Origin of the sequence: Coprococcus sp. LG101-27, assembly GCF_027695515.1 — a bacterium.
In the GTDB taxonomy this organism is placed as follows: Bacteria; Bacillota; Clostridia; order Lachnospirales; family Lachnospiraceae; genus Allocoprococcus; species Allocoprococcus comes.
This window is the reverse complement of sequence record NZ_JAQEUJ010000009.1, coordinates 1-16,795: the sequence shown is the minus strand read 5'-3', so window position 1 is coordinate 16,795 and position 16,795 is coordinate 1. Positions and strand designations below refer to the sequence as shown.

At 44.3% G+C, this 16,795-nt stretch carries 19 protein-coding genes; 15 read left to right on the top strand and 4 right to left on the bottom strand.

What is annotated here, in order from left to right:
- Window positions 1-41 precede the first annotated feature (41 nt).
- The 7 genes from PG766_RS08145 to PG766_RS08115 all read left to right on the top strand — a co-directional run bounded on the left by PG766_RS08145 (window position 42) and on the right by PG766_RS08115 (window position 6,520).
- A complete protein-coding gene (locus PG766_RS08145) occupies window positions 42-1,190 on the top strand; it encodes an iron-containing alcohol dehydrogenase (RefSeq protein ID WP_055156811.1) in 1,149 nt (382 codons plus the stop codon).
- 303 nt (window positions 1,191-1,493) lie between these two features.
- Window positions 1,494-2,111 (top strand): polysaccharide deacetylase family protein, encoded by a 618-nt coding sequence (locus PG766_RS08140; protein WP_179960473.1) that lies wholly within the window; start codon window positions 1,494-1,496, stop codon window positions 2,109-2,111.
- A 13-nt stretch (window positions 2,112-2,124) separates the two neighbouring features.
- Window positions 2,125-3,444: a replication-associated recombination protein A gene (locus PG766_RS08135; protein WP_117824623.1), complete on the top strand. Its 1,320-nt coding sequence runs from the start codon at window positions 2,125-2,127 to the stop codon at window positions 3,442-3,444.
- Window positions 3,445-3,540: 96 nt separating this feature from the next.
- Entirely contained in the window at window positions 3,541-3,999 is a 459-nt protein-coding gene (locus PG766_RS08130; RefSeq protein ID WP_118199037.1) for an NfeD family protein, read from the top strand.
- 3 nt (window positions 4,000-4,002) lie between these two features.
- Window positions 4,003-4,929: an SPFH domain-containing protein gene (locus tag PG766_RS08125; protein ID WP_055156817.1), complete on the top strand. Its 927-nt coding sequence runs from the start codon at window positions 4,003-4,005 to the stop codon at window positions 4,927-4,929.
- Between the two features lie 33 nt (window positions 4,930-4,962).
- Window positions 4,963-5,685, top strand: a complete 723-nt coding sequence (locus PG766_RS08120) for a LytR/AlgR family response regulator transcription factor (protein WP_118199025.1) — start codon at window positions 4,963-4,965, stop codon at window positions 5,683-5,685.
- Window positions 5,678-6,520 carry a sensor histidine kinase gene (locus PG766_RS08115; protein ID WP_118199026.1) on the top strand — a complete coding sequence of 281 codons (843 nt, stop codon included), beginning with the start codon at window positions 5,678-5,680 and terminating at the stop codon, window positions 6,518-6,520. Before PG766_RS08120 ends, PG766_RS08115 begins: the two co-directional genes overlap by 8 nt.
- 364 nt (window positions 6,521-6,884) lie before the next feature.
- On the opposite strand, the gene PG766_RS08110 is transcribed toward PG766_RS08115, so the two are convergent.
- The 3 genes from PG766_RS08110 to PG766_RS08100 are packed head-to-tail and all read right to left on the bottom strand — an operon-like array spanning window position 6,885 to window position 9,564.
- A complete protein-coding gene (locus tag PG766_RS08110; RefSeq protein WP_118199027.1) occupies window positions 6,885-7,397 on the bottom strand; it encodes a DUF4364 family protein in 513 nt (170 codons plus the stop codon).
- Between the two features lie 12 nt (window positions 7,398-7,409).
- On the bottom strand, window positions 7,410-8,411 hold the full coding sequence (locus tag PG766_RS08105) for a TIGR01212 family radical SAM protein (RefSeq protein ID WP_243014430.1): 1,002 nt from the start codon (window positions 8,409-8,411) through the stop codon (window positions 7,410-7,412).
- A 4-nt stretch (window positions 8,412-8,415) separates the two neighbouring features.
- The gene (locus PG766_RS08100) at window positions 8,416-9,564 is read right to left on the bottom strand and encodes an NAD(P)-dependent malic enzyme (RefSeq protein ID WP_118199028.1); all 1,149 of its coding nucleotides are present in this window, start codon (window positions 9,562-9,564) and stop codon (window positions 8,416-8,418) included.
- Between the two features lie 223 nt (window positions 9,565-9,787).
- On the opposite strand from PG766_RS08100, the gene rho reads away from it, so the two are divergent.
- The 8 genes from rho (at window position 9,788) to PG766_RS08060 (ending at window position 15,691) form a co-directional block, all read left to right on the top strand.
- The gene (rho, locus tag PG766_RS08095; protein WP_008369555.1) at window positions 9,788-11,113 is read left to right on the top strand and encodes a transcription termination factor Rho; all 1,326 of its coding nucleotides are present in this window, start codon (window positions 9,788-9,790) and stop codon (window positions 11,111-11,113) included.
- A gap of 108 nt (window positions 11,114-11,221) precedes the next feature.
- Window positions 11,222-11,422, top strand: coding sequence for a 50S ribosomal protein L31 (gene rpmE / locus PG766_RS08090; protein ID WP_008369554.1), 201 nt, complete (start codon window positions 11,222-11,224; stop codon window positions 11,420-11,422).
- An 80-nt stretch (window positions 11,423-11,502) separates the two neighbouring features.
- Window positions 11,503-12,438 (top strand): DUF1385 domain-containing protein, encoded by a 936-nt coding sequence (locus tag PG766_RS08085; RefSeq protein WP_118199029.1) that lies wholly within the window; start codon window positions 11,503-11,505, stop codon window positions 12,436-12,438.
- Window positions 12,439-12,443: 5 nt separating this feature from the next.
- On the top strand, window positions 12,444-13,301 hold the full coding sequence (prmC, locus tag PG766_RS08080; protein ID WP_118199030.1) for a peptide chain release factor N(5)-glutamine methyltransferase: 858 nt from the start codon (window positions 12,444-12,446) through the stop codon (window positions 13,299-13,301).
- A gap of 14 nt (window positions 13,302-13,315) precedes the next feature.
- Window positions 13,316-14,392 (top strand): peptide chain release factor 1, encoded by a 1,077-nt coding sequence (gene prfA / locus PG766_RS08075; RefSeq protein ID WP_117824617.1) that lies wholly within the window; start codon window positions 13,316-13,318, stop codon window positions 14,390-14,392.
- A 15-nt stretch (window positions 14,393-14,407) separates the two neighbouring features.
- Entirely contained in the window at window positions 14,408-14,530 is a 123-nt protein-coding gene (locus tag PG766_RS08070; RefSeq protein ID WP_270590729.1) for a hypothetical protein, read from the top strand.
- 44 nt (window positions 14,531-14,574) lie between these two features.
- On the top strand, window positions 14,575-14,709 hold the full coding sequence (locus tag PG766_RS08065; protein WP_270590728.1) for a hypothetical protein: 135 nt from the start codon (window positions 14,575-14,577) through the stop codon (window positions 14,707-14,709).
- An 88-nt stretch (window positions 14,710-14,797) separates the two neighbouring features.
- Window positions 14,798-15,691, top strand: a complete 894-nt coding sequence (locus PG766_RS08060; protein WP_118199031.1) for a LysR family transcriptional regulator — start codon at window positions 14,798-14,800, stop codon at window positions 15,689-15,691.
- Here PG766_RS08060 and PG766_RS08055 read toward each other — a convergent pair.
- Window positions 15,660-16,535: a YitT family protein gene (locus PG766_RS08055; protein ID WP_117824615.1), complete on the bottom strand. Its 876-nt coding sequence runs from the start codon at window positions 16,533-16,535 to the stop codon at window positions 15,660-15,662. The two genes, PG766_RS08060 and PG766_RS08055, sit on opposite strands and share 32 nt — an antisense overlap.
- Between the last annotated feature and the right edge of the window lie 260 nt (window positions 16,536-16,795).

Sequence of the window (16,795 nt, the reverse complement as noted above, 5' to 3'; positions counted from 1 at the left end):
ATGTGCCGAGGCACATTCTTATTTAAAAGGAGTAGTAGATGATGAAAGATTTTACATTCAATGTACCACAGGATATTATTTTTGGAAAAGGCAGTTTAAAAAGACTTCCGGAGCTTCTTGAAAAAAGTGGTTCCAAGAAGATGCTTCTGATCTCCGGACCGGTTTTGAAGAAGATCGGAATGGTCGAGAAAGTCGAAGAGATCGTGAAGGCTTCCGGTATCGAAGTGGAAGTATTTACTGATGTAGAAGCAAATCCATCTGTTGCAACGGTAGATAAAGCAACAGAAGCATACAAAAAAGCAGGAGCAACCAGTATTGTAGCTTTCGGTGGCGGAAGTCCGATGGATGTGGCAAAGGCAGTTGGTGTTCTTGCAAAATACGGCGGAGAGATCGGAGATTATGAGGGTGCACACAAGGTACCGGGACCGATCGTTCCGATCATTGCGATCCCGACAACTGCAGGTACAGGAAGTGAAGTGACGGCATTTTCTGTTATTACCGATGAAGCAAGAAATTATAAGCTGACTGTGTTCAGCTATGAACTGATCCCAAGCTATGCACTTCTGGATCCGGAGCTTGTTATGACTTCTCCGGCATCGGTAGCCGCAGCATGTGGCGTAGATGCACTGATCCATGCATGGGAGGCTTACACTTCAAGAGATGCATCTCCATTTTCTGATGCAATGGCAGAAAAGGCAATGGAACTGATCGGTGCAAATCTGCGCAGATTCGTAGCAAACCGTCAGGACGAAGAGGCGGCGGCAGCCATGCTCTCCGGAAGCATGTTCGCAGGTATCGCATTTGCATGGGCAAGACTTGGAAATATCCATGCTATGAGCCATCCGGTAAGCGCCTATTTCCATGTGGCACACGGTGTGGCAAATGCGATTCTTCTTCCAACGATTGTGGAATATAATGCACTTGCAGATCATGGACGTTATGAGAAGATCTACAATTATATCAGCAAAGAAAAAGACCCGGTGATCGATTTTGTTCCGGAAATGCTGGTAGATGAAGCGAGAGATCTGCTTCGTGATCTTGGTATTCCGCAGCATCTTGCCGATGTTGGTGTAACGGAAGATAAGATTGAACTGATGGCTGCTGATGCCATGAAGAGCGGAAATATCATGGCAAATCCGAGACAGTCTACGATCAGGGATATCATTGAACTTTATAAAAAAGCAATGTAGATCATTCAGGGGATATGAGTCAGCAGAAGCTGGTTGATATCCCCTTTTTTGATCTGAGTATAGAAAACAGGAAGAGATTGGTGTTCTGTATAGATTTTTTTAATGCAAGAGTACCGGAGGAAAGAAAGCATAAATGTGAGTACATAGGTAAAGAATCTCCCGCATATAGTAAAAAGAGAATGGGAAAAGAGGGATATCCGTATGTGGTACCGACTGCTTTATGGAACAATCAGTTTTTTATGCTTTACATGGCTTCTGTTTACCTGGGGAGTGATCGATAACGGAAAGATCAAACTGATAAGAATGAATGATGAAACGGTAGAAGCATCCTATGAGGCAGGTGGAACAAACGAGCAGTATCAGGAAAAACCCAAGATCGCCCTCACCTTTGATGATGGCCCAAATCCTTCCAGTACGCCAGTGCTCCTTGACGGGCTTGCCGGGCGGAATGTGAAGGTTACTTTTTTTGTGATCGGGGAAAATGTAGTAAAATATCCGAAAGTTGTGAGCAGAGAGGCTGAAGAAGGGCATATTATTGGAAATCATACTTACAGTCATGTAGATCTCACAAAAATGTCTCAGGAAATGACAGAGTGCGAACTCGGAAAGACCAATACCGCGATTGAAGAAATTACCGGAAAAAAGACGGAATATATGCGACCGCCTTATGGAGCCTGGAAGAAGGAGATGGAAGAGAATACCGGCATGATTGCGGTGCTATGGAATGTGGATCCGCTTGACTGGAATACGGATAACGAGACAGAAATTGTCAATAAAGTAGTGACGGAAACGGAGGAAAATGATATTATTTTATTACATGACTGTTATCTGTCTTCAGTAAAGGCGGCACTTCGCATTATCGATATCATGCAGGCGAAGGGATATGAATTTGTGACAGTCGATGAATTGCTGCTGGATTAAAGGAGAGGTTTTGATGGATTTATTTGATTATATGCGGGAGACGACAAAGGAGAAAGAATCGCCCCTTGCCTCCAGACTGCGTCCGACGACTCTGGATGAAGTGGTTGGACAGCAGCACATTATCGGAAAGGACAAGCTTTTATACCGTGCGATCAAGGCGGATAAACTGAGTTCTGTTATTTTTTACGGACCTCCGGGAACCGGAAAGACTACGCTTGCAAAGGTGATCGCCAATACTACAAGTGCAGAATTTACACAGATCAATGCTACGGTTGCCGGGAAGAAAGATATGGAAGAAGTGGTGAATAAGGCGAAAGAACTGAAAGGGATGTACCAGAAAAGGACAATCCTTTTCATCGATGAGATTCACCGGTTTAATAAAGGACAGCAGGATTATCTGCTCCCGTTTGTGGAGGACGGCACGATCATTCTGATCGGTGCGACGACAGAAAATCCTTACTTTGAGGTGAACGGTGCGCTTCTTTCCAGATCCAGTGTATTTGAACTCCGTCCGCTTTCACAGGAAGAAGTAGAGACCCTGATTCTGAGAGCGGTGCAGGATGAAAAAAAAGGAATGGGAAGCTATCATGCGGTGATCGATGAGGATGCCCTGCATTTCCTGGCAGACCTTGCCGGTGGAGATGCCAGATCTGCGCTTAATGCGGTGGAACTGGGTATCCTCACCACACCAAGAAGTGAGGATGGAATGATCCATATCACGCTGGATGTTGCATCCGAATGTATACAGAAGCGGGTTGTGCGATATGATAAGACAGGAGATAATCATTATGATACCATATCCGCATTTATTAAAAGTATGCGCGGTTCTGATCCGGATGCAGCCGTATATTATCTGGCAAAGATGCTGTATGCCGGAGAAGACATTAAGTTTATTGCCCGTAGGATTATGATCTGTGCATCGGAAGATGTGGGAAATGCGGATCCGATGGCACTGAATGTTGCAGTCAGTGCAGCACAGGCAGTGGAGCGGATCGGAATGCCGGAGGCACAGATCATTTTATCACAGGCAGTTCTTTATGTGGCAACAGCGCCGAAGAGTAATTCAGCATGTAATGCTGTCTTTGCTGCGATGGACAATGTGAAAAAATATAAAACGACTGTTCCGGTGCATTTGCAGGATGCACATTATAAAGGTTCTGCAAAGCTGGGGCATGGAATTGGTTACAAATACGCACATGATTATCCGAATCATTATGTAAAACAGCAGTATCTTCCGGATGAGATCAAAGATGCCGTATTCTATGAAGCGAGCGATAACGGCTACGAACAAACGATCAAAGCGCATATGAAGCGGATTAAGGATGAAGCGTAACCTATTCGCACAGGAAATCACTGCATTCACGCAGAAGGGATTGATTTGACACAGACACTCTGCTACCATATCTGTAAGCAGAAAGGAGTGAAGAATATGGGAGCAGTTCAGGACAGCTATATAACTGTTGCATGGCTGGTTCTTCTGGTAGTACTTCTGGTGATCGAGATCATAACGGTGGGACTTACAACGATCTGGGGAGCAGGAGGTGCGCTGGCGGCACTGATCCTGAATATTCTGGATGTACCGTTTGTCGGACAGGTGGTTGCATTTTTTATTGTGACAATTTTACTGCTTGTATTTACAAGACCATTTGCAATGCGTTTTATCAACACCCGCCGTCTGAAGACGAACTATGAAGGAATCATCGGAAAGACGATCCGGATCAGCCAGAAAGTAGATAACATCGGGCAGACTGGTATGGCGGTGGTAAATGGTACAGAGTGGACGGTAAGATCCGAACAGGATGACGTGATCCTGGACCCCGGAACACTGGCGAAGGTGGTTAATATATCCGGAGTAAAGTTAATTGTAAAAAAATATGAGGAGGACTAAAAGATGACGGGACTTATTATTTTAGTAATTATTATTGTGATCGCATTACTGCTTCTGACTTCCTGCATTAAGATCGTGCCGCAGGCAAAGGCACTGGTTATCGAACGTCTTGGTGCATATCAGGCAACATGGAGTGTAGGACTTCATTTTAAACTGCCGATCATTGAACGTGTGGCAAGAAGAGTAGACTTAAAAGAGCAGGTAGTTGATTTTGCACCGCAGCCGGTTATCACAAAGGATAACGTAACCATGCGGATCGATACCGTTGTATTCTACCAGATTACAGATCCGAAGATGTTCTGCTACGGAGTAGCGAACCCGATCATGGCAATCGAGAATCTGACAGCGACCACCCTTCGTAACATTATCGGTGATCTGGAACTTGACCAGACACTGACATCAAGAGAGACGATCAATACGAAGATGCGCGCATCTCTGGATGTGGCAACGGATCCATGGGGAATCAAAGTTAATCGTGTGGAACTGAAAAATATCATTCCTCCGGCAGCAATCCAGGATGCAATGGAGAAACAGATGAAAGCAGAACGTGAAAGACGTGAAGCTATTCTCCGTGCAGAAGGTGAAAAGAAATCTACTGTCCTTGTTGCAGAAGGTGAAAAAGAATCTGTGATCCTGAAAGCGGAAGCTGAAAAACAGGCAGCGATCCTCCAGGCAGAAGCAGAAAAAGAAAAGAGGATCAAAGAGGCTGAAGGTGAAGCGGAAGCCATTCTTAAAGTACAGCAGGCAAATGCAGACGGTATCCGTTTCATCCGTGAAGCGGGTGCAGACCAGGCAGTGCTTACGATCAAGAGTCTGGAGGCATTTGAAAAGGCTGCAGACGGCAAGGCAACGAAAATCATCATTCCGTCAGAACTGCAGTCACTTGCGGGGCTTGTAAAGAGCGCTAAAGAAGTGATCAAGGAAGATTAGATAAAAAAAAGAGAGAGGAAAGGTGACAAATAGATGACGGATGTATTGATCCTGGAAGATGAACTGACTTCGCTGCAGGCATTGTCAGAGATTCTTACCACATATTCAGATGATATCCGTGTCCACAAGGCATCTTCCCTGAAAGAAGCAAAAGACCTGCTGGATCAGGAAATCCGGTATGGTCTTTTCCTTTTGGATGTAAATCTAAGTGGCGAGGACCGGGAGGATATCGGTGGGATTTTGTTCGCAAGAGAGATACGGGAGAGGTTTGAATATACTTTTACCCCAATCGTGATGGTGACTGCCATTGGCAATATGGAAATGCAGGCTTACCGGGAGCTGCACTGTTACCAGTACATTATGAAGCCATTTCGCAGGGAGCAGGTGGAAGAGGTTGTTCAGAAGGTGCTGGAAAAAGAGAGCAGGGAGAAACCACCGGTGATCGTTGTGAAAAAAGACGGGATCAATTATCAGCTGAAATGCGAGGATATCCGTTATCTGGAAGCGATACCGAGAGGAACAAGACTGCATCTTGTGACGGAAAACTGGGATGTCCCGTATGTGACTCTCAGACAGATGATGCTTAAGATGCCAAAAGGGATGTTTGCGCAGTGCCATCGGATGTATGCGGTCAATAAAAATGAAGTTGAATATTACGATACCGTCAACCGGATCATCCGGATCAAAAATTGTCCGGATACGGTAGAAATCGGTGTGACTTACAAATCGGTGATCGGAGGACTGTTAAATGGCTGATTGGGTACGCAAATTTCTATATCGTATTTTCTGCGTAATGGCACTTATGGTATCAGTCTATCTGATCGTGGATTTCCTGATCAGCGGTACCTTTGATTACAGGGTGTTTATCATGTTTGTTCTGATGGTAATCGTTGTGATCTGGGGAATTGTGGACTGGAGAAGTAATTATGTACTGATACGCCAGAAGGAAAATGAACTGCGGCTTTATCAGAACTATCTGATTCCGCTGGAAGAACTGGTCAAAGAAATCCGTGCCAAACAGCATGAATTTGACAATCATCTGAATGCAATCCTGAATATGCATCTGACCATCGACAATTATGAAGAACTGGTAGCAAAGCAGTCTGAATATATTACGGAAATTGCCAGAGAAGATGACAGCAGGAAGTATCTCCCCCTTCTGAAGATCAGCGATAAAATCCTGGCAGGATTTATCTACAGTAAAATTGTCCGTGCGCCGGAATATGTCCGGACCGATATCCGCGTGTGGAACAAAGAAATCGTTTCCGGCATTTCCGAACACCACCTGATCGAGATTGTTGGAACCCTGATCGACAATGCATACGAAGCCTGTACCGAAGAAAAAAATCAGGTACTGATCGAAATTGATTCCCAGAATGATAAGCTTATCTTCACGATAAAGAATCAGGTCGAAAATATAGGACTTGGCGAGATCAGTCATTTCTTTGAAAAAGGATTTTCTACGAAAGAAGATGGGAAAAAGCATGGACTGGGACTTTATAATGCAAAGATGCTTGTGAACCGTTACCACGGAGAAATTACGGTGGGAATAGAAGAAAGGAAATACATCAGTTTTGTGGTGGTTATTTAGGCAGATCGGAATATGGGACGGTCTGCTTTTTTGTAGGTTGTGGTCGGACGCGGACAGAAAACAAATAGAGCAGATTCCTTTGTGCTGACCATTCCGATGAGCCACTTAAGGCGAAAATTGTGTCAGCAAGGGCTTCCACAATTTTTGTGTCTCATCTCCATAGCACAAACATGGAATCCTTATCCATTTGTTTTCTGTCCGCGCCCGGGATTCAGCTCTTTTGGAGCAGGCATGAGGCTTGCAAGCTTTCAAGAACGTAGCTGAGATCTGCCCAAAGAACAACGTAGAGTTTTCATGTCGTGAGATTCAAGTGTATCATTGTCCAATCACAGCCTTAATTTGCGAACCGTATCATTCACATCCATCACAATAACTGAGACATCAGCCACGCATAGACGACTTGATTTTTTTTCTGCCAGTTGAGTGCAATTGCCGACGCTTCTTTTTCAGTCGGTACAGAAAGGGTCAGATCGATCAGGGGTTCGTGATTTTCAAAGACCTGACAGCGCACGGAATATTCCTCTCCTGCATTTTTCATATAATCCGCTTTTACGGAAACTTCATTTTTCAGATCATACTGTTTTGTCTGTAAAAAGTGGTCAATATCGTCCTGGATTGGCTTTGAGATTTTATCCTGGAAAAGATGAATCGTCCCTTTCCCATCTTCCGTCAGATGGAAAAGAGTGCGGTTGTGAGTGGATTCTTTCAGAATGAGACCACCGTCCGCAAGTTCAGAAAGAGCCTGCTGGAGTTTGAAATAATCGGTATATCCTTTGTCCAGGACAAATTCAGAAATCTGGGAGTTGGTCAGAGGAAAATCAACTTTGTCCAGCATGTATAGAATGATGAGTTTATAAAGTGTAAATGCTTCTGCCATAGGGCTGCCTCCTTAAAATGTAGTATATTCTTTTCCCTGCCAGAGATTCTGCTCTTTTAAATAGCGCTGCATCTGATTGAGTACTAACCGTTTATTGCCGGTCCAGAGCGGTGCAATAAGAAGAGATTTTGGTCCGTCACCGGTCAGACGGTGAATGATAATATCCGGACGGAGCGAAGCGATACATTTTCCGAGCAGATGAAAATAAGAGTTCATATCTGGAATATAAAAAGGTTCTTGCCTGTAAAAATCTGCCAGATCGGTATGCTTCAGAACGTGGAGAAGCTGCAGCTTGATTCCGTCAATCGGAAGAGCGTTCAGATAATGGATGGTTGCGAGCATATCTGCTTCAGATTCTCCCGGAAGAAATAAAATTACGTGGGTGATGATCTGTACCCCAATCGCGTGAAGGGAATGGACCGCCTGCTCAAAGACGGAAAGTGGATAACCACGGCGCATCCAGTTGGCAGTGCGTTCGTGGATCGTTTGAAGTCCAAGCTCTACCCAGACCGGTTTAATGGCATTTAGTTCGGCAAGCAGTGTAAGGATTTCAGGTGAAAGGCAATCCGGACGCGTTGCGATAGATAAAATGCGTACTTCTGGATCAGAAATCGCTTCGGTAAAGATCCGGCGCAGATGACAGGCTGGTGCATAGGTATTGGTATATGCCTGAAAATAGGCGATATAGCTGTGTCCGTTGTATTTGGGGCGGACAAGGCCTTTTCCATAGGCAAGCTGATCGGCAACAGAAAGAGAAGAAGAAGCGGCAAAATCGCCGGATCCGCCTTCGCTACAGAAGATACAACCGCGTGTGCCGCAGGTTCCGTCCCGGTTCGGACAGGAACAGCCTCCGTTTAAAGAAATCTTGTACAGTTTTTCACCGAAATTCTGTTTCAGATAGTAGTCCAGTGCATAGTAGCGCCGTTCTCCCCAGCGCTGAGGAGTTCCTTTTTTGTAAGTAAGCCCGCAGGATATTTCCTGCGGGCGATTGCTATCATGAGTCCTTGTATTCATAAGATTAAATCAGAGCTTTGACAGCTTCGCTTACGATCTGTGATACGCGTGGGTCAAAAGCTTCCGGAAGAATATTGTTCTCGTTCAGCTCTTCATCTGGAACAAGTCCGGCGATTGCTTTTGCTGTGGCAAGCTTCATCTCTTCGGTGATCTGTGACGCACGTCCCTCTAATGCACCTTTAAAGATCCCAGGGAAAGCGACAACGTTGTTGACCTGGTTCGGGAAGTCAGAACGTCCGGTTCCGACAACTTTTGCGCCAGCAGCTTTTGCAAGATCCGGCATGATCTCCGGTACCGGGTTTGCCATTGCGAAAAGGATTGCATCCTTATTCATAGAAGCAACCATTTCCTGGGAAACAATGTTCGGGGCAGATACACCGACGAAGATATCTGCGCCCTTGAGTGCATCAGCAAGTGTACCGGTCTCATGGTCAAGGTTGGTCACTTTGGTCATCTCTTTCTGCATCCAGTTCAGATTCGGTGAATCAGCAGAGATGATTCCGTTGATATCACACATAGTGATCTTCGGGAAGCCGTAGGTGAGAAGAAGCTTTGTGATTGCAACTCCGGCGCTTCCGGCTCCATTTACAACGATCTTACAGTTTTCTTTTTTCTTGCCGGTTACTTTAAGGGCGTTGATGATACCTGCCAGAACGACGATGGCGGTTCCATGTTGGTCATCGTGGAATACAGGAATATCAAGAAGTTCTTTTAAACGGCTCTCAATCTCAAAACAGCGTGGGGCAGAGATATCTTCCAGGTTGATTCCACCGAAAGCAGGTGCAATATTGACAACGGTCTTAATAATTTCTTCTGTATCCTGGGTATCCAGGCAGATTGGAACAGCGTTGACTCCGCCGAATTCTTTAAAAAGAACTGCTTTTCCTTCCATAACAGGCATGGCGGCTTTGGCTCCGATGTTACCAAGTCCGAGAACGGCACTACCGTCGGATACTACAGCGATTGTGTTGGCTTTCATCGTGTATTTGTAGGCTGCATCCGGGTCCTTTGCAATGACCTTGCATGGCTCGGCAACGCCTGGTGTATATGCGATTGCGAGGTCTTCACGAGAGTTTACGTGTGACTTTGCAGTAGTTTCAATTTTTCCATTCCATTTTTCATGCATTTCAAGTGCTTGCTCAATTGCTGACATTTTCATACGTCCTCCTTTGATTACAGTTTTGCTGCTCTTTTATGATAACATTCTTCTGATATGAAAGCAAATCAAAAAACTTCTTTCCATTTTGTGCAAAATGTTGTATACTTGGGTTTATCAAAAGCAGATTAGTCAGTTCAGACAAGATTTCCCAATGTTAAAAGTTTAATATTTTTTTGGATAAGAAAAGTAATTGGAATAAAGGAGGAATATAGAACATATGACGAGAGAAAAATATGAGTCCCTGCCTCTTTCTACATTAAAAGAGGTGGCAAAAACGCGCGGACTTCGCGGAATTTCAACGATGAAAAAAGCAGATCTGATCGATCTTATGCTGGAAGAAGATGACAAAGTTTCAATAAAAGAGGCGAAGGAGGAAGTAAAATCCGAAAAAGCCGGAACCGCAGATATTGAACAGCTCGACAGTGGACGTACGGTGAATGGAATTCTGGAAGTCATGGATGGATACGGATTTATCCGTTCCCAGAACTATCTGCCGGGCGAGGAAGATGTATATGTATCACCATCGCAGATCCGCAGATTCAGCCTGAAGACAGGGGATATCCTGACAGGAAATACAAGAGTAAAGACACAGTCTGAAAAATTCAGTGCGCTTCTGTATCTGACCAAGATCAATGGAATGTCTCCGGCAGAAGCAGGACGCAGAATGAACTTTGAAAATATGACACCGATTTTCCCAAATGAACGTCTCAGACTGGAAGCGGGAAAGAGCAGCACTGCAATGCGTGTTATGGATCTGATCTCTCCAATTGGTAAGGGACAGCGAGGCATGATCGTATCACCGCCGAAAGCAGGTAAGACAACCCTGTTGAAGCAGGTGGCGCTTTCTATGAGGAAGAATAATCCGGAGATCCATCTTCTGATCCTTCTGATCGATGAACGTCCGGAAGAAGTAACCGACATCAAAGAAGCCATTGAAGGGGATAATGTGGAAGTTATTTATTCGACCTTTGATGAGCTTCCGGAGCATCATAAACGTGTGTCAGAGATGGTGATCGAGCGTGCAAAACGTCTGGTTGAGCACAAAAAGGACGTTGTGATCCTTTTGGACAGCATTACCCGTCTGGCAAGAGCATACAACCTGGTTGTTCCACCGAGCGGACGAACCCTGTCCGGTGGTCTTGATCCGGCAGCACTTCATATGCCGAAACGTTTCTTTGGGGCAGCGAGAAATATGCGTGAGGGCGGAAGCCTTACTATCCTCGCAACCGCACTTGTAGATACCGGAAGCAAGATGGATGATGTCATCTACGAAGAATTTAAGGGAACCGGTAATATGGAACTGGTGCTTGACCGGAAGCTTTCTGAAAAGAGAATCTTTCCTGCAATCGATATCCCGAAATCCGGAACAAGAAGAGAGGATCTGCTTCTTACGAAAGAGGAGCAGGAAGCAGTGGATATTATGCGCCGTGCATTAAACGGAATGAAGTCAGATGAAGCGGTAGACAGCATTCTGAATATGTTTGACCGCACGAAAAATAACGTAGAATTTGTCCAGATGGTCAAAAAAACAAAGTTTATTTAGAAAATTACTTGCATTTAGAAAAAAACTATGTTATGCTAACATAGCTGTTTAAAGATATTAGCCGCGTGAAAGCGCGTAAAACGAATAAAACAAGAAGAGGTGAAAATCATGAAAGAAGGAATCCATCCAGATTACTATCAGGCAACTGTAACTTGCAACTGTGGGAATACATTCGTAACAGGTTCTACAAGCAAAGAAATCCACGTAGAAATCTGCTCTAAATGTCATCCGTTCTACACAGGACAGCAGAAAGCAACTCAGGCCAGAGGTCGTGTTGACAAGTTTAACAAGAAATACGGAATTCAGTAATAAGAGAATTCAACAGGCTGGGATTGTGAAATCTCAGCCTATTTTGTGTATACGATGAATTAAAAAGGACATAACAGAATATGAAATCTTCGAATATTGGTGGTCAGGCTGTCATCGAAGGCGTGATGATGAAGAATAAAGACCGTTATGCGGTTGCGGTGAGAAAGCCTGACGGAGAGATAGAAGTTACAACAGATACATATAAAAGTGTAGTTGGAAAATATACGGCACTTACGAAGCTACCTTTTGTCAGAGGAATCTTTAATTTTGTTGATTCTCTGGTGCTGGGGATGAAGACTTTGACCTGGTCAGCAAGCTTCTATGAGGAAGAGGAAGAAAAAGAGATGACCGAAGTCGAAGAAAAGAAGCAGGAGCGTACGGAAAAGCTTTTGATGACGCTGACGATGGTTGTATCTTTTGCACTTGCGATCGGTATTTTTATGGTACTTCCGTATTTTTTGTCAGATCTGCTGAAGAAATGGATTTCTTCCTATACAGTTCGGATTATCATTGAGGGAATCATCCGCATTGCGATTTTTGTTGCCTATGTGGGCGGAATTTCGGTAATGAACGATATTAAGCGTCTGTATCGTTATCATGGCGCGGAGCATAAGTGTATCAACTGTATTGAACATGGACTTCCACTGACTGTTGAAAATGTTAGAAAGAGCTCTAAAGAACACAAAAGATGCGGAACCAGCTTCATGCTGTTTGTCATGATCGTGGGAATCGTTCTCTTATTTTTTGTAAGGGTAGAATCTCCGCTGATGAGAGTGATTGTGAGAATTGCACTTCTTCCGTTGATTGCTGGTATTTCTTATGAGTTGATCAAATGGGCAGGAAGCAGTGAGAATCCGATCGTGTGTATCTTAAGTAAGCCGGGACTTTGGCTGCAGGGGCTTACGACAAAGGAACCGGACGATGAGATGATCGAGGTCGGGATTGCGTCTGTAGAAGCGGTGTTTGACTGGAAAGCGTATTTGAGAGAGAATTTCGGATATAAGGAAGAGGAGTAAAAGCTGTGACCTATCAGGAAGCATATCAGAAAGCCACAGGTGAATTGAAAGCGGCGGGGATCCCGGAGCCGGAAAGTGATTCCTGGATCCTGCTGGAGCATGTGACCGGCATGACAAGGACCAGATATTATGTGGATGGTTTTGAAAGAATGCCGAAAAATGAAGAAGACCGGTTCTTTGAGCTGGTAAGCTGCAGAAAAACCCGGATTCCGGTGCAGCATCTGACCGGGGTTCAGGAATTTATGGGATATGAATTTGCAGTCAATGAACATGTACTTGTGCCAAGACAGGATACTGAGATTCTTGTAGAGGAAGCAGAAAAAAGACTGCTTCTTATGAAAAAGGAAAATCCGGTAAAAGTGTTGGATATGTGTACCGGTTCAGGCTGTATCCCAATCAGCCTGAAACTGAGAAATCCGCAGATTGCCATAGAAGGTGCAGATATTTCAGAAGAAGCTCTGAAAGTGGCTGAAAAAAATGCCAAAAAGCTGGGAGTGAGCGGTAAGTGGATCCAGACTGATATGTTTGAAAATATTACAGGAACATTTGACATGATCACATCGAATCCACCTTATATCCCGACAAAAGTGATCGAAGAGCTGGAAGCAGAGGTACGTCTTCATGACCCGTATGAGGCATTGGACGGAAAAGAGGACGGTCTTTATTTTTACCGGATCCTGGCAGAAAAGGTTCCGGAATATCTGACAGACGGCGGCTGGCTTGTGATGGAGATTGGATATGACCAGAGTACAGATGTGGAAAAATTGCTGAAAGAGACTGGATTTGAACAGGTTTCAACGCAAAAGGATCTGGCAGGTCTTGACCGTGTGGTATGTGGCGTGTACAATAGGCATAGCAAATAACAGGAGGAAAAGAAATGTTTGATAAATTAGAAGATCTGCTCATTCGTTATGAGGAGATTATGGGTGAGCTTCAGGAACCGGACGTGGTGAATGACCAGTCACGTTTCCGCAAGCTGATGAAAGAACAGAATGATCTGACCCCGATTGTTGAGGCATATAAAGAATATAAAAATTGTAAACAGAACATTGAAGACAGTCTTTCTCTTCTGGAGGAAGAATCCGATGAAGAGATGAAAGAGCTGGCAAAAGAAGAACTCAGTGAGTCTAAGAAGAGAGTCGAAGAGCTGGAACAGGAGCTCAAGATCCTTCTTCTTCCAAAAGACCCGAACGATGACAAGAACGTTATCGTGGAGATCCGTGCAGGTGCAGGTGGAGATGAAGCTGCCCTTTTTGCGGCTGAGATCTACCGTATGTATGTACATTATGCAGACAGCAGACGCTGGAAGACAGAGATGATCTCCCTCAATGAAAACGGAATTGGCGGATTCAAGGAAGTTGTATTTATGATCACAGGACAGGGAGCATATTCCCGTATGAAGTATGAAAGTGGTGTACATCGTGTACAGCGTGTGCCGGAGACAGAAAGCGGCGGACGTATCCATACTTCAACCATTACCGTAGCAGTGATGCCGGAAGCAGAAGAAGTTGACGTTGTGATCGATGAAAAAGATATCCGTATCGATGTTATGCGTGCATCTGGTAACGGTGGCCAGTGTGTCAATACCACAGACTCTGCTGTACGACTGACTCATTATCCGACAGGAATCGTGATCTACAGCCAGACTGAAAAATCACAGCTGCAGAACAAGGAAAAGGCATTCCGTCTTCTGCGTTCCAAGTTATATGAACTGGAACTGGAGAAGAAGCAGTCTGCAGAGGCTGAGGCAAGAAGAAGCCAGATCGGTACCGGAGACCGTTCTGAGAAGATCCGTACTTACAACTTCCCACAGGGACGTGTGACCGATCACAGAATCAAGCTTACGCTTCATAAGCTGGACAGCATTATGAACGGAGATCTGGATGAAATCATTGACAGCCTGATCGCAGCAGACCAGGCAGCGAAGCTGGCATCGATGAATGAGGCAGTATAATAGAAGCAGGCAAAAGTGTATAAAGACAGGAAAGCCTGTGAGTATGTTCTTCGAATTATTATGGATGATGAAGAACTCACAGTTATTGACAACGAAGTGCAGATGGATTTCAAGAACATGCCCGATCGCCCATATTGATCGGACAATAAAAGAAAATGGAAGAGCTTTGCGATGAAGCAAGAATGGACGAGAAGAAAGATGTAGAATATTCTCTCGCTGACAGGAAAATGAGTGTTGAGGATATTTCTGAAATTATAAAAGTAAATATTGAAACCGTCAGAGGATGGCTTGCAGGACGCACTCCTGCTAAAAAATAGTAATAGGATCCCCTCATACAGGTCAAGAAAACAGAAATGTCCCGTATGGGGGATTTTTATATACCGAAAAACAAAACAGAGGCGTTGAATGAACATACAACAATTAACTTACATTGTAGAAATCGCAAATCGCAAAAGCATTTCCCGCGCAGCAGAGTACCTTTTCGTCTCGCAGCCCGCTCTGTCTCAGCAGATCCGGAATCTGGAAAAGGAACTGGGATACCGCGTATTTCGCAGGACAAGCAAAGGACTGGAGCTTACCGAAAAAGGGAATCTTTTTTACGAAAAAGCGCAAGAAATGCTGGAAGACTGGAATCGTTTTAAAGAAGAAGTGATTTCGGGAACAGAACTAAAAAAATTAAAGATCGGACTTGGAGCCAGAGTCTATTCCAACAGACTATTTCCAAAGATTGCCGGATATTTTGAAAGGCATCCGGAGCTCGAGGTGACATTTTATACGGAAGCCGGACTGGATGCATATGCGGCGATCAAGGATGGATCTCTTGATATGGCACTGGACCGGATGCCGGAAAATGAAATCGGCATGGAGAAATGTATCTGTTTTGCAAAAGAACTGATCCGTGAGAAACAGTGTGTACTGACAGCACCGGATCATCCGCTGAGTAAAAAAGGAAAGGCTTCGATTCTGGACTGCAGGGAATATACCATGCTCACAGGGCTGGAGCATTCTGTGGAAGACCGTCTGCTCAGAAAAACATATGGAGAGCAGAATATTACATGGAAGAGAGTCATCCGATCGGATAGTATTGATACAGTGATGAAGATGGTGAAAAGCGGAAGCGGGATCGCCATTGGACCACAGTCATTTGCGGAATACTATGGTGTCATGGCAGTGCCGCTGGTTCCTGCCAGGCAGGACAGCCTGTATTTTGCCTGCCTGAAATCAAAGAAAAAAGAACCGGAAATAAGGGATTTTCAAAGATACCTGACTACTCTGGTTTCCAGTGCTTGTCCAGATTAAATCCACGTCCCTGGACTTCCTGTACCTGAGAAACGATGATAAAGCTTTCCGGATCGATCAGGTGGACATTTTTCTCAAGCTGGACAAGCTCACGGTTAGATATGACAGTGAGCACCATATTCAGCTGCTGGTTCAGATAGCCACCCTGAACCGGAATGATGGTTGCACCACGGTCGATCTGTCTGAGTACAAAATTGCGGATTTCATCCGAATGTTTGCTGATGATTTGGACGGCAATCCTTGAAGTACCGCTGACGATCAGCTTATTCATGACAAGTGTATAAATGATCACATACAAAATCGCATAGAGTACTTTGTCAACCGGTTGATAAAGCGCCTGTCCCAGGATGACAAAGAAGTCGATAATATACAGACCGACTGAAACCGGGAAACGGAAATATTTATTCAGGATCAGCGGAGGAACATCAACGCCACCGGTAGAAGCGCCGGTACGAATGATCATCCCAAGAGAGATTCCGATTCCGATTCCTGCAAAGAGTGTGCAGAGGATCAGGTTGTCCGTCAGAACATAATCTCCAAGGATCTGATTGAAAAATTCCAGTGCGATCGGATACATAAAAGAACTTAAAATTGCAGAAAAAGTATATTTTTTCCCGAGAAAAATATAGGCAAGCACCAGCATGATAATGTTAAAAGCGAGTACCAGCGAGGAAAGCGGGATACCGGTTATGCGTTGCAGGATCAGTCCGATTCCGGTTGTGCCTCCGGCAACAAGGTCGGCGGGTAGAAGAAAAACTCTTGCAGAGAAAGCGTTGAGAATATTTCCCAGACAGATGATGAGAACAGAAGCGATCTGTTCTTTTCTTTTTTCAGTAAGATTCATTGGACAGTACCTCCATAAGTCGATATCTTTAATTTAGGAGAAATGGGAGTAAATGGGAAATACATAATATGAATATCGATATAAGAAAAACTTATATTGTGACTGACACTGTGTCCTTGAAAAAAAATCAGAATATGCTAAAATTGACATAAATGAGAGAACATGAGGAGGTCATTAACAGTTAAAGATAAATTACAAAATCATATAAGTAGATATTGGGTTTTATAAGATATTAGACTAGAATATTATTGAAAGGAGTT